This window comes from Erwinia sp. AC075 (assembly GCF_979253995.1).
Map to the genome: position 1 here is coordinate 1,421,243 of NZ_CEEDEU010000001.1, position 13,528 is coordinate 1,434,770.

Below are 13,528 nucleotides of genomic sequence, written 5' to 3' on the forward strand. Positions count from 1 at the left end.
ATGCTGGCAACGATCGCTGATTTTAAACCGAATATGACGCTGATTCAGAACAGTGGCATTCAGTTCCTCGACTTTGCGCTGACGCCTGAGCTGGACGCCGATCTGCCGGGCAAATTTGTCCGCCAGACCGCCAACGGCCCGCTGCTGCGCCTGAACTTCAACACGCAAAATGGCAAATATATGCTGCCGGTGAACGCCGGCACCGCGCCTGAAGTGGTGAAGCCGGAGTTCAGCTTCCCGCTGGCGCAATCCCTTGCGCTGCTGAACGGCATCTGGCTGCCGCTGCCCTTCCTGCGCTTCAATCCACCGCGCACCTTTATAGGTGGCCCGGATAACTGGGCGCGCATGCAGATTATCGCCCTTGAAAAGCCGGATCAGAATGGCAACTCGCACCGCGTCTGCCTGGCCTTTGAAACCCGTGTCTGGGCCGAAGGTGAAGATGAGTCGCTGGCGCTGAACGAAAGCGACGTCAAAAATGGCGTCAGCTTTGCGCTGGCACATCGCAGTAACGAACTGGGTGAATTCCTCGACCACACCTGGATTGACGGCTGGCTGCGCGAAGTGTTCAGCCAGCAGGCAGCCAGCGTGGAAGACCGCCCGCAGGTCAATATTCGTGCCGCCCTGCGCGAGTTTGAATATCAGGCGCATTACCTGAATGTCCTGCATATGCTCGGCGAGCAGCTAAACCTGCCAGAGCTGAAAATCAGCGCCGCCACTCTGCAGGAACCGGCGATCCCGGTGGATTTAATCCTCGATGTCGGCAACTCGCACACCTGCGGCATTATGGTGGAAGAGCATGTTGACGATCATCATGGCCTCAAGCACACCTACGAACTGCATCTGCGCAACCTGAGCGAACCGCATCAGCTGTTTAACGAGCTGTTTGAAAGCCGCGTGGAATTTGCCCAGGCCAACTTTGGCAAACAGAACTTCTCGGTCGAAAGCGGCCGCGATGACGCCTTTATCTGGCCGTCGATCACCCGCGTTGGCCGCGAAGCCAGCCATCTGGCGTTGCAACGTCTCGGCACCGAAGGCGCCACCGGCATCTCCAGCCCGCGTCGCTACCTGTGGGATGAAGAGAGCTACACGCCGGGCTGGCGCTTCAGCCGGACGCCGGGCAACGCCGCTCAGGAGCCGCTGGCCACCGCTGCGCCGATGACCAATCTGGTCAATGACGAAGGCCAGCCGCTGTATAATCAACCGTTTGATGAGCGTCTGCCGGTGTTCCTGCCGCAGTACAGCCGCAGCTCGGTAATGAGCTTTATGCTGTCCGAACTGCTGGCCCAGGCCCTGATGCAGATGAACAGCGCCATCCAGCGCCAGAAAATGCTGCACAGCAGCGCGCCGCGCCAGTTACGCAACATCATCCTGACGCTACCGTCGGCGATGCCGAAACCCGAGCGGGAAATCTTCCGCCGCCGGATGCACGAAGCCATCGCGCTGGTGTGGAAAGCGATGGGCTGGCACCCGGCGGATGACGACTTTACCAGCGCCAAAGACAAGGCCAAAAGCCTGGTACCGGTGCCGGAAGTGCAAATGGAATGGGATGAAGCCACCTGTGGTCAGATGGTCTATCTCTACAATGAAACCCAGGTGAACTTCGGTGGCCGTGCGGAAGCCTTCTTTGTCAGCATGGCACGCCCGGACCGCGCCCGCGCGGCGGATGAGCCGGTTGGCAAAACCCTGCGCATCGCCTCGATTGATATCGGCGGCGGCACCACGGACCTGGCGATCACCCAGTACCGTCTTGATGATGGCGTCGGCAACAACGTCAAAATCATGCCGCGCCTGCTGTTCCGTGAAGGCTTTAAGCTGGCGGGTGACGACATCTTACTCGACGTGATCCAGCTGTATGTCCTGCCGGCCTTACAGGCGGCGTTTAAGCAGGCTGGGATGGTCAACCCGGAAGGCGTGATGACCCGCCTGTTCGGCCATGAAGGTCGTCTGGACGGACACTCCACGCTGCGTCAGCAGGTGACCTTGCAGGTGTTTATTCCGGTCGGCCAGGCGATTCTGGAAGCCTACGAGCGCTTCGACCCGCTGGATCTGAATGCCGAAGTGGATGCCCGCTTTGAAGAGTTGCTGGCGCTGCCACCGACCAGCAAGCTGCTGGATTACATCAACCGGGAAATCCAGCGCGAGCTGCCGGGTGAAGCCGATGAGTTTGATATTCTGCGCGTGCCGCTGATCGTCAAGTTGAGCAAGCTGCACGCCGAGTTCCTTTCACCGCGCATGAATATCACCCACAGCCTGCGTTCGATGGCGGAAGTGGTGGCGGTATATGATTGCGATGTGCTGCTGCTTACCGGCCGCCCTTCACGCTTCCCTGGCGTGCAGGCGCTGTTCCGCCACCTTCAGCCGCTGCCGGTCAGCCGTATTCTGTCGCTGGACGGTTACCACACCAACGACTGGTATCCGTTTAACAAACAGGGCCGCATTGAGAACCCTAAATCTACCGCCGCCGTCGGGGCAATGCTCTGCCTGCTGTCGCTGGATTTACGCCTGGCGAACTTCTGGTTCAAGGCCGGCGATTTCCAGCCCTATTCAACCATCCGCTATCTGGGGATGCTGGACAGCAACGGCGCGCTGAGCACGGATAACGTCTGGTATGGCGATATCGATCTGGATGACGAGAAGTTCAGCCTCGATTCCCGTCAGCGTTTCCAGGTACGCGGTGCCCTGACGCTGGGCTTCCGTCAGCTGGATAATGACCGCTGGCCCGCCTCGCCGCTTTACACCCTGCACATTGCCGATCCACAGCTGGCGCGCAGCGTGGCTGGCGATAAGGTGCTGAAAATTAAACTTGCTGTCGCTAAAGAATCCGGCGACTTTGGCCCGGAACGCTTTGAAATTGCGGACGCCACGCTCGATGACGGCACCCAGGTTCCGCTGGAGCATTTACGCCTGAAGCTGAATACCTTAGCCAGCAGCGGATCGGGATTAACCCATTACTGGATCGACAGCGGGAGCGTATACAAGAAATGAAACCTTTGACGCCAAAACAGCTGTCCGGCACCTTCGGCAAAAAACTGGAAACGCTGGCCAAAGGCATTGAGCGCTCGGTCAGCTGGCTGGAAAGCGCCCGCGAAACCTCGCCGCGCCTGAATATGGAAGCCGATCGCCTGAGCGTGCGGCTGCAGCGTCAGCTGAATAAAGCCACTAACCTGCTGGAAGCCGCCGGGAAAGAGTGCGCAATTGGCTTCTTTGGCCTGTCGCAGGCGGGAAAGTCCTATCTGATCACCTCCCTGGCGGCCAGCGAAAAAGGCAAAACCGAAATTGCGCTGGGCAGTTCAGTGATCGACTACAGCGTGCTGAATCCGCAGCAGCTGACCGGCACCATGGTGGTTCGCTACAGCGGTCAGCAGGTTCGCGTTGATAACGAGTGGCCGGTGCAGCTGGCGCTGTTAAGTGAAGCAGAGCTGGTCGCTATTCTGGCCGACGTCTGGTCACGCCGCTGCGGCGATCAACCGGCGGTGCTCGACGAGCAGCAGATTTCTGAACGGCTGAAAACAGTATCGATGTACCGTCAGCCAGAGGCCATCGAGGGCATGAGCCGTCAGGACGTGGTGGCCTTGTGGGATCGCCTCGCCACCTCGCAGCTGTGTTCCGGTAAAGCGCTGGAAACGCACTTCTGGCCGCTGGCGATTGAGCTGGCGCCGATGCTCGGCGTCGACGATCGTGCCCGCCTGTTCTCGCTGTTATGGAATGAAGATCGCGGGCTGACCGCCCTTTATCGCCAGCTGGCGCACGTGCTGCATCATGTCTCCTGCGTGCCTCGCGTGCTGGCTCCGCTGGCGGCGCTGGACGATGCGTCCCTGAGTATTTTGAACAGCAACGGCCTGCGTTATTTCAACGCCTCGTCGGATCGCGTGATTCAGGTGGTGCCTCAGCATAACGGCCGCAACCTGCAGCCGGTCAATCTGCCGCTGGCCGAGCTGGCGCTGTTAGGCCGTGAAGTGCTGATGCCGCTGTACAGCGCCCCGCGTGAGAGCCTGTTTGAGCAGGTTGATATGCTGGATTATCCCGGCTTCGAACAGCCTGCGGTGCTGCCCGATGATGAACACCATGAGCTGGCGCTGGCCTTTATGACCGCCAAGCGCCCTTTCCTGTTAACCCGTGCCGCAGAGCATCAGGATGTTAACCTGCTGATGGTGTGCAGCGCCGTCGGTCACCGTTCAGAGACCCGCACCGTTGGCCGCGTGCTGGATAACTGGGTGAAGCAGACTCAGGGCGAAAATACCCAGGTGCGCAGCCGCCGCAAGCCCGGCCTGATTTGGGCACTGACGCCGTTCGATCAGCGCATCACCCGTGGACAGAACTTTGATGCTGCCGTTCAGCGTTATGTCGGTAATCCGGGCGATGTCTGGGGATCGATGCTGGCGATGGATGAAAAAGGCGTTAAGCGCATGGCGGGCTGGCTGATGACCGAGATCCGTCGCGAAGCCAAAGTGGAAAGATTGCAGGAACAGAGCGCCGAAATCCGTCGTGAACTGGCAGAAAACCTGCTGGGCCGCTGGTATCTGGCCTCCGAGAAGGAAGAGCCGCAGGCGCGTCTGCGCATTGCCGGAAGCCTGCTGAAATCCTTGCAGGCCAGAACCGGCGTGCATGGCGAGCTGCTGGAAAGGTTGTTGCCTGCGCGTGAAACCCTGCGTCACCTGTTCCTGCAGCGTCAGAACCCCGGCGAGCGTCCGCTGGTGGAAGAGTATGCGTTAAGTGAAGATGACCCGTTTGGCATCGGCATGAGCATCGATTTACTGAGCGATGAGCCGGTTGCCGGACTGCTGAATGCGGAAGAGCAAAACATCGCCGAAGAGCCTGAAGCCGAATTTGCCCAGCAGGTGTATCGACACTGGATCAATATTCTGCGTCAGTTGCCGGATCAGGGGCCGCTGCTGGAGCTGCTGGGCGTGAACAAGCCGACGTTGGAAATGCTGACCGAAGAGTTGGTGACCGCCAGTATCCGTTTAGATATTGAAGCCCTGCTGGTGAAAAAGCTCACCGATCATGACGCGTCAGGCACGCCGGTTGAAATGATGGCCGATCGTCAGGTTTCCCGCGCGCTAAGCGTGATGGGGGATTTTGTCGCCTGGTTAGGTTTCCAGCACGTGCCGGAAGCCGAACGTCCACAGAGCAAGATCAACCGTGGAAAGCCGATTTTCGCCAAACCGGAAACGCAGACAGCGAGCCTGGGCCCCGGCCAGCGCCTGACCAAACTGGATCTGAAACCGAACAATTACGCGGCCTGGTATATTTATGACTGGCTGGTGGGATTAAACGAGATGATTTTACAAAACGCGGGCTACTCGGCGGCGCGTGAAATCAACAGCGAACAGCGTGACGAGCTGGCGTTAATTCTGAAGCAGATAAAGTAGACGATAAAAAACCGGGGCAGAAAGCCTGCCCCGGCAACACAATTAGTGCAAAACTACAGCAAACCTCAACACACGACCCTACTTTCAACACATTCCTTCACCTCACGGTGATGGTTTCGACGTTCATTCATTACGCTACACGGACTTTCCCGATGGATTTCCTAAGCTGTGACCCACTTACGGGGTTACTGCGATTCAGCGTTGGCAAACCATCTTGGATCGAAATTGCCAAAATCCAGGCCATACATACCGGCGATAGGAATAATCGACTCAAACACGCGTTCTGAGATCGGATTGTGATTGGCCATTTCATCGGTTTGCCCGTTAGCGATCTGCCCAAACAGGCGAGTTAACCAGTTGCTCATCATCATCTCCTAAAGGATTATTCGTTCTGTGACACCAGATTTACCGGATCCCAGCATTGAACGGAAATAAGGATATCTGCATCCGTTATGCGGTGGACAGATATGCCAGGCGCTCACTTATCTGACCTTATAAAAGCCGCGACCTGTTCGCCGACATATCATCAGTGAAACAGGTTGCCACCCTGTTTCTATCGCCTTAATTTATCTACAAAAAACCCCGCTTATGCGGGGTTAAATTTATTCTAACGTCAACTGTTCGGGATCACACTTATAGAGTTGGGCAAGCCTTTCTAAATTATCTTTTCTGGGTTTTTCTGACTTTTCAAACTCTGAAACAGTTGCTTGAGTGATTCCTAATTTTTCAGCAACTTGCTTTTGAGTCATGCCTCTGTAGAGTCGCCAGGCAGCCTGCATGGTGCAGTTTTTCGATGAGAATATGTTTATCACCTCATTGGGGTATTTAACGTTATCGCTGGGGCCCCTTTCGGTTTCAAGGTATTCATAAAGCTCATCTAACTCGCTGTTAAAAATTAACTTTTTAAACAAATCCATAGGCACAATAGCCGAAAGTTTTTCACCTTTACTGTTGGTGATATATTGAATCGCCATGCCATTAATCCTTCCTAATTCAGAGAGTTATAAAATTATCATTATGCTGCTTGTTTTGGCGTCTTAGCCCAAAAATCATAAGCTAAGGTGAAAAGCCAGACGGATCGCCCAGTTTGCTTAGTAGGTCGAGTTGTTTCGGCGAAGAACGTGCAGAATTTCAATCACTACTGGGGTTCCACCATGTAACTCTATGAGGACACGATAATTTCCAACTCTGAGGCGAAACTGGTTTTTCATATCGGTAAGCTTTTTGAAATCAAGATTGCCGATAATGGGGAAATCACCCAGAGAATTAACCTTGCTGCGCACAGCTTCCTGGTCTCTCGCTGGTAGTTTTCGCAGGTCTTTCGCTGCTTTACCTGTCCAATAGATCTGAACCATATAACATCCTTGTTAGCTTAACATCCTTAAAACGCCATCCCAGCGCCATGCGAAATATAGGGTCGAAAACCTATATTGTCAACAAATCAACCCTATACTTCTGCAAAATACCAATATTTTTAATAAACAATCCCCTGCGGATTCACCGTGGAATGAGCAATCGCTTCATCCTGCTCGCCCCAGCGTTGCAGCACCTGTTGATACTGCCCGCCGGCAATGGTGCCATCCAGCGCGGTTTGTAATGCCGGGGCCAGGCCGTTGCCCTTTTTGGTGGTGACGGCCACCCAGGCGCGGAATGGGCCGTTGCCCACCAGTTTGGTTTGCCCACGAGATGCCACTTTCCAGGCGGCGATAGAGTGTGGACCAAACATCGCATCCGCGCGGCCGGATAGCAGCGACAGCGTCGCCGAGGCATCATCGGTCAGATAAATCGGCTCAACCGGCGCCAGCCCTTTTTCCCGGTTCTGCTGGTCCCAACTCAACAGGATGCGTTCCTGATTGGTGCCAGAGGCAACGATAATCCGCTTACCGGCGACATCCTTCGGCGAATTAATGGCGGCGATCGGGCTGTTGGCCTTCACCGAAAACGCATGGTTATCCGAGCGATAGGTGGCAAAATCGAACTTCTTTTTGCGCTCTTCGGTGACCGCAATATTAAACATCGCCACATCATAACGCCCGGCCGCGATCCCTAACGGCCAGTCCTCCCACGAAGCCGGCACCAGTCGCAGCTTTAAGCCCAGACTGTCGGCTAATAAGCGGGCGATATCCGGGTCGCTGCCAATGCGGGTTTTATTGTCCGACGCCAGCAACGCCAGCGGCGGCGAATTGGTGGCTGAGGTCGCCACCGTCAGGTAACCCGGTTCGATAAAATGAAATCCCGCCGGGATCTTGCCGATCGCGTCCGGGTTCGCCGGCGCATTAATTGGCGTTTCGTTCTTCAACACGTCCAGTTTTTCTGCCGCCGTGGCGGTAACGCTGCTGAGCCAGATCACGCTGGTCAGCGAAGCGGCAAGCAGACTGCATTGCCATAATGGGTTTGCTTTGATCATCATGTCCCTTCCTTACAGCACACGGGCGAGGAAACGCCGCGTTCGTTCATGACGGGCATTGTTCAACACCTGGGTGCTGCTGCCCTGCTCGATGATTTTGCCCTCGTCCATAAACACCACATGGTCCGCCACTTCACGGGCGAAGCCGATCTCATGGGTAACGATCACCAGCGTGGTGCCGGACCGTGCCAGCTTCTTGATCACGTCCAGCACTTCGCTGACCAGCTCCGGATCCAGCGCGGAGGTCGGCTCGTCAAACAGCATCACCCGCGGATTCAGCATCAGCGCCCGCGCAATGGCGACGCGCTGCTGCTGACCGCCGGAAAGATGGCGCGGCCAGGCATCGGCCTTGTGACGCAGGCCAACAATATCCAGCAGCTCACCGGCGCGAATAATCGCATCGCGTTTTGACAGCTGACGATGGGCGATCGGTGCTTCAATCAGGTTCTCCAGCACGCTCAGATGGGGAAACAGATTGAAGTTCTGGAACACGTAGCCGACGTTGATGCGCTGCCGCAGGATCGCCTTCTCCTTCAGTTCATACAGCTTGTCTCCCCGCTGCTGATAGCCAATGTAGTCGCCATCAATGCGGATAAAGCCCTCGTCAACCCGCTCCAGATGGTTAATCGAGCGTAGCAGGGTGGATTTCCCGGAGCCCGACGGGCCGAGGATCACCGTGACCGAACCGGGTTCCAGTTCCAGCGAGACGTCGTTCAACGCCTTATGCTGGCCAAAGCTTTTGCTGACGCCGGTAATGCTGATGGCACCGGTGGCATTGACGTTGCGGTAATCAATGGCTTCTGACATGAACGATCTCCTCTGACGGGGTAACAGGCGTGACGCGGGTACGCCATTGACGCCAGCGTGAAGGTCTAGGTTCGCGGGTGACGCTGCGTGCCAGCCAGCTTTCCACGTTATGTTGGATCACGGACAGCACGGTGGTGATAATCAGATACCAGGCCGCACCCACCATCAACAGCGGGATCACTTCCTGATTGCGGTTGTAAATCATCTGAATGGTGTAGAACAGTTCCGGCATCGCCAGCACGTACACCATCGCGGTGCCCTTCGCCAGGCTGATGATTTCATTAAAGGCGGTCGGAATAATGGCGCGTAACGCCTGCGGTAAAATGATGCGGAAGGTACGGCGGAAAGCCGATAAGCCGAGCGCCGACGCCGCTTCGTGCTGACCAAAATCCACCCCGAGGAAACCGCCGCGAATGATTTCGGCGCTGTACGCCGCCTGCACCAGCGTCAGGCCAATAATCGCGGCCGGGAACTGACCGAGCACGTTAATGGTCTGGAAATGGCCCCACGACAGGCTGGTAAAAGGTACGCCAACCGACAGGGTTTCGTACAGGTACGAGAAGTTATACAGAATGATCAGCACCACAATCAGCGGCAGCGAACGGAACAGCCAGATATAGCCCCAGGCCAGGCTGCTCAGCAACCAGGAGGAGGAGAGCCTGGCCAGTGCCAGCACGCCGCCGAACGCCAGGCTGAACACCGTGCCTAACAGGGTCAGCAGCAGCGTCTGGCCCAACCCGTGCAGGATCACCGGATCGAAGAACCAGCGGGCAAACACGCCCCATTCCCAGCGCGGGTTAAAGGCCACCGACTGCACCACACCGGCAAGAATAAACAGGGCGACCACCGCCCCGATGATGCGCCCCGGGTACCGGGCCGGTACCACTTCCAGCTGCTTTTCCATGCTCACTCCTTAACTGGCCTGGGCGATGCGGTCCGCATCGACCACTTTAATAAAACGCAGGCGACCATCATGCGGCGGCTGGCTGTAACGCTCCAGGTCGCCACTCAGATCGAACTGCGGCACGTAGCCATGTCCGCTGTACAGGCGCACGGCTTCGGGCTGACGGAATCCGGTGGTGAGGAAAAAGCGGCTGTAGCCGGCGAGGATCGCCCGGCGCTCCAGCTCTTTGACCACAATCAGCGCCAACCCCTGACGACGCAGATCGCTGCGCGTCCAGATGCGCTTCAGCTCTGCCGTCTGCGCGTCATACGGCTTATACGCGCCCATTGCGATGATCTCGCCATCACTCTCCAGCACGATAAACAGCCCCTGCGGCGGCAGATACCATTCGGTCAGCTCCACCTCTTTCAGACTGCTAAAGTAATCGCCGTAGCGCGCGGCATACTCGCCAAACAACCCGGTGAGGATCGGTTGCAGTTCGGGCGCCTCCGGCGAGACATCGCGGAATTGTCTGTGGCTCATTGCGGGCTCCTTAGTCGCCTAATCCTGGTGGGTTGATTTCGGAATGGTCGATGGCTTCAACCCCTTCTCCCCAGCGATTCAGCACCTTTTGGTAGTCGCCGTTCTTCATCACGCCATTCAGCGCGATATTCACCGGATCGACCAGGCCGCTGCCTTTTTTCAGCGTCACCGCGATATGCGCCGCCTTTGGCCAGCCACCATCGACGCTGCCGACCAGTCGGGTTTTACCGGTCAGCGCCGCTTTCCAGGCACCTATCACGTTCGGGCCAAAATAGGCATCCGCGCGGCCGGACTGCAGCGCCAGCGTCTGGGCGGCATCATCTTTGGAATAGACCGGGGTAAACGGCTTCAGCCCTTTCGCCTGGTTCTCTTTATCCCAGGCCAGCAGAATCGCTTCCTGGTTGGTGCCGGAACCGACGATGATGCGCAGGCCAGCGATGTCTTCCGCTTTGCTCAGCGATTTAATCGGGCTGCTGGTTTTGACGTAGAAGCCCAGTGAGTCTTTACGGTAGGTGGCGAAATCAAACTTCTCTTTGCGCTCTTTGGTGACGGTAATATTGGTGATCGCCGCATCATATTTGCCGGAAGCCACGCCCAGCGGCCAGTCTTCCCAGGAAGTCGGCACCACGTTGAGCTTCAGGCCGAGGCTGTCGGCCACCAGACGGGCGATATCCACTTCGCTGCCGAGCAGGGTTTTGTTGTCATCGGAAAACACCGTCAGCGGCGGCGAATTCAGCGCTGCCACCGCCACGGTAAAGGAGCCGGGAACCGCCGGGCGGAATCCAGCGGGTAATGCCGAGACCGCCTGCGGATTTTTTTCGGTATTGACCGGGGTTTTATTGGCTTCAAGACTGACGCGCTGACCGTTAACCGCCACATTGGTGGTATCTGCAAGGCTACTGCCGCTGGCGGCCAGTAACAGTAAGGCGATAAAGGTATGAGTTTTCTGCATTGTTCAGGCTCTTATTATTTAGCGAACTGATTAAGGGGATTTTTCAGGGCAAAGCTGTCGCGCAGGGTTTTGCCGGGATACTCGCTACGTGACAGGCCTCTTGCCTGCAGGATCGGCACCACGCGATCGACAAAGCGCTCAAAGGTATCCGGCGTCCCGCCATTGATGATGAAGCCATCGGCCGCTTCGCTGTCGAACCACAGTTGCAAACCGTCGGCGACCTGTTCCGGCGTGCCGTGGAACAGCGGACGCGGCGTGGCCGATTCCAGCGCGGCCTGACGCAGGGTGTGGCCGTGCTGACGGGCTTTCTGTTTGATCTCATCGGTGGTGCTGCGGAAGCTGTTCTGGCCAATCTCGCCCAGCTCCGGGAACGGCTCATCCAGCGGGTATTGCGAGAAGTCATGATGGTCGAAGAAACGCCCCAGATAGTTCAGCGCATCTTTGATCGACACCAGCGCGGCGGTGGCCTGATACTGATCCTCAACATCCTGCGCATCGTTACCGACAATCACGCTGACGCCCTGGAAAATATGCAGCTCATCCGCCTGACGGCCGTTCTGCACCACCTGATTTTTCACATCGCGGTAAAAAGCCTGCGCCTCTTCACGGGTCGGTTGATGGGTAAAGATGGCATCAGCATGGCGGGCGGCCAGCTTGCGACCATCTTCAGACGCGCCGGCCTGGAAGATCACCGGACGGCCCTGCGGCGTGCGCTCAATGTTCAGCGGGCCCTGCACCTGGAAGAAATCGCCGTGGTGATTTGGCGTGTGCAGTTTCTGCGGATCGAAGAACTGACCGCTCTCCTTGTTGCGCACAAACGCGCCCTCTTCCCAGGAATCCCACAGCCCTTTCACCACCTGCAGATATTCATCCGCAATGCGGTAGCGCAGCGCGTGTTCCGGGTGCTGCTGGCGCGAGAAGTTCTTTGCCGAGCCTTCCAGCGGCGAAGTGACCACGTTCCAGCCGGCGCGACCGCCGCTCAGGTGATCGAGGCTGGCAAACTGTCGGGCGACGGTAAAGGGTTCGCTGTAAGAGGTGGAAACCGTTCCCACCAGCCCCAGATGCTCGGTGGCGCCCGCCAGTGCGGACAACAGCGTTAGCGGCTCAAAGCGATTGAGGAAGTGCGGGATCGACTTTTCGTTGATAAACAGACCGTCGGCGACAAACAGGAAGTCCAGCTTGCCCTGCTCGGCTTTACGGGCGATTTTTTTGGCGTAATCAATGTTGATGCTGGCATCTGCCTGCGCCGCCGGATGGCGCCATGCGGACATATTGCCAGATGCGCCGTGCAGAATAGTGCCCAGTCGAAGCTGTCTACGGGTCATGATGTTCTCTCTTTTTTAGCGATAGCGGTGCCGGACGGGAGGACGGTGATCCTCCCGCTCAGGCGTTAATCGGGGATTTAGTGCGTTTCGGTCAGGGGCGTACAACATCGGGCGTTAAGCTGTTGCAACGCCTTCTGCGCCAGTAGCGCGAAATAGTGTGAGGCCGGGGCGATAGACGCCTCGTCAGGATTGAAGCTGCCGTGATGCAGGCCATATTCGCTGGCGCTGCCGATGCTGACAAAAGCGCCTGGCACCTGTTGCAGATAGAAGGCAAAGTCTTCGCCCCCCAGATGCAGATCGGCATTCAGCACCCGGTAACCGGCCTGCTCAGCGACTTGCGCGCTGAACTGCGCCCAGTCCGCATCGTTCACCAGCACCGGCGGGCCGGCATGCCAGCTCAGGGTGGCTTCTGCGCCGCTGGCCAGCGCGTAGCTTTCCACCAGCTGGCGCACGCGGGCTTCCAGCTCTGCGCGCACCTGCAGATCGTGGGTCCGTGCGGTGCCACCAAATTCGACGCCCGCTGGCAGCACGTTCCAGGTTTTTCCGCCGTCAATGCGGGTAATGCTCAGCACCAGGCTGTCGAGGGTATTGAAGCTGCGGCTGGTCAGCCCTTGCAGCCCCTGAATAATCTTGCTGGCGACGACAATCGCATCAACCCCCTGTTCGGGATGGGCGGCGTGCGCGCCTTTGCCGGTCACCCGAATAATAAATTTGTCGGCGTTGGCATAAAACGCGCCGCTGCGCGTGGCAAAGGTGCCGACCGGCAGGCCCGGCTCGTTATGCATGCCGAAAATCGCCTGCACGCCGTCGAGCAGTCCGGCGGCGATCAGTTGCTTTGCCCCGACGGCGATCTCTTCCGCCGGTTGAAACAGGATGCGTACCCGGCCTTTCAGCTGCGCTTCATTGGCCTTCAGCTCCAGCGCGGCACCGAGCATCACCGCGCTGTGCAGGTCATGACCGCAGGCATGCATCACGCCCGCTTCCCGCGAGTGAAAACGCACGCCGCTGGTTTCAAAAATCGGTAACGCATCGATGTCCGCACGCAGCGCAATCAGCGGTTCACCCTCACCGATTTCCGCCACAACGCCGGTTTCCAGCGCCGTTTCCAGCAGCCTGATGCCGGCATTCTGCAACCATTCACGCAGGCGTCGGGTGGTGGCAAACTCTTTGCCGGACAGCTCCGGCCAGGTGTGCAATTCGCGACGCCATTCAATCAGCTGTGCTTCATTTGGCTTCAAG

The 13,528-nt window shown here is 57.6% G+C and carries 12 protein-coding genes; 2 read left to right on the plus strand and 10 right to left on the minus strand.

Annotated elements, in window-relative coordinates:
- Both AC0IXH_RS06675 and AC0IXH_RS06680 read left to right on the plus strand, forming a co-directional pair.
- Nucleotides 1-2,985, plus strand: a complete 2,985-nt coding sequence (locus AC0IXH_RS06675; RefSeq protein ID WP_471721132.1) for a virulence factor SrfB — start codon at nt 1-3, stop codon at nt 2,983-2,985.
- The gene (locus tag AC0IXH_RS06680) at nt 2,982-5,372 is read left to right on the plus strand and encodes a virulence factor SrfC family protein (RefSeq protein ID WP_471720233.1); all 2,391 of its coding nucleotides are present in this window, start codon (nt 2,982-2,984) and stop codon (nt 5,370-5,372) included. The genes AC0IXH_RS06675 and AC0IXH_RS06680 overlap by 4 nt, the downstream gene beginning before the upstream one ends.
- Nucleotides 5,373-5,557: 185 nt before the next feature.
- Here AC0IXH_RS06680 and AC0IXH_RS06685 read toward each other — a convergent pair whose 3' ends face one another.
- The 10 genes from AC0IXH_RS06685 to AC0IXH_RS06730 all read right to left on the minus strand — a co-directional run bounded on the left by AC0IXH_RS06685 (nt 5,558) and on the right by AC0IXH_RS06730 (nt 13,527).
- Nucleotides 5,558-5,737: a hypothetical protein gene (locus AC0IXH_RS06685; RefSeq protein WP_134824099.1), complete on the minus strand. Its 180-nt coding sequence runs from the start codon at nt 5,735-5,737 to the stop codon at nt 5,558-5,560.
- A gap of 237 nt (nt 5,738-5,974) precedes the next feature.
- Nucleotides 5,975-6,346, minus strand: a complete 372-nt coding sequence (locus AC0IXH_RS06690) for a helix-turn-helix domain-containing protein (RefSeq protein ID WP_013202115.1) — start codon at nt 6,344-6,346, stop codon at nt 5,975-5,977.
- 117 nt (nt 6,347-6,463) lie between these two features.
- The gene (locus AC0IXH_RS06695) at nt 6,464-6,727 is read right to left on the minus strand and encodes a type II toxin-antitoxin system RelE family toxin (RefSeq protein ID WP_013202114.1); all 264 of its coding nucleotides are present in this window, start codon (nt 6,725-6,727) and stop codon (nt 6,464-6,466) included.
- Nucleotides 6,728-6,846: 119 nt separating this feature from the next.
- A complete protein-coding gene (locus AC0IXH_RS06700) occupies nt 6,847-7,782 on the minus strand; it encodes an ABC transporter substrate-binding protein (RefSeq protein ID WP_013202113.1) in 936 nt (311 codons plus the stop codon).
- A gap of 9 nt (nt 7,783-7,791) precedes the next feature.
- The gene (locus tag AC0IXH_RS06705; RefSeq protein WP_013202112.1) at nt 7,792-8,586 is read right to left on the minus strand and encodes an amino acid ABC transporter ATP-binding protein; all 795 of its coding nucleotides are present in this window, start codon (nt 8,584-8,586) and stop codon (nt 7,792-7,794) included.
- The gene (locus AC0IXH_RS06710; RefSeq protein WP_471720234.1) at nt 8,570-9,490 is read right to left on the minus strand and encodes an amino acid ABC transporter permease; all 921 of its coding nucleotides are present in this window, start codon (nt 9,488-9,490) and stop codon (nt 8,570-8,572) included. The genes AC0IXH_RS06705 and AC0IXH_RS06710 overlap by 17 nt, the downstream gene beginning before the upstream one ends.
- Before the next feature lie 9 nt (nt 9,491-9,499).
- Nucleotides 9,500-10,012 (minus strand): GNAT family N-acetyltransferase, encoded by a 513-nt coding sequence (locus tag AC0IXH_RS06715; protein ID WP_105759032.1) that lies wholly within the window; start codon nt 10,010-10,012, stop codon nt 9,500-9,502.
- Nucleotides 10,013-10,022: 10 nt separating this feature from the next.
- The gene (locus AC0IXH_RS06720) at nt 10,023-10,964 is read right to left on the minus strand and encodes an ABC transporter substrate-binding protein (RefSeq protein WP_013202109.1); all 942 of its coding nucleotides are present in this window, start codon (nt 10,962-10,964) and stop codon (nt 10,023-10,025) included.
- A 14-nt stretch (nt 10,965-10,978) separates the two neighbouring features.
- Entirely contained in the window at nt 10,979-12,289 is a 1,311-nt protein-coding gene (locus tag AC0IXH_RS06725) for an LLM class flavin-dependent oxidoreductase (RefSeq protein ID WP_013202108.1), read from the minus strand.
- Nucleotides 12,290-12,366: 77 nt separating this feature from the next.
- The gene (locus tag AC0IXH_RS06730) at nt 12,367-13,527 is read right to left on the minus strand and encodes an amidohydrolase (RefSeq protein WP_471720235.1); all 1,161 of its coding nucleotides are present in this window, start codon (nt 13,525-13,527) and stop codon (nt 12,367-12,369) included.
- Nucleotide 13,528: the final 1 nt, after the last annotated feature.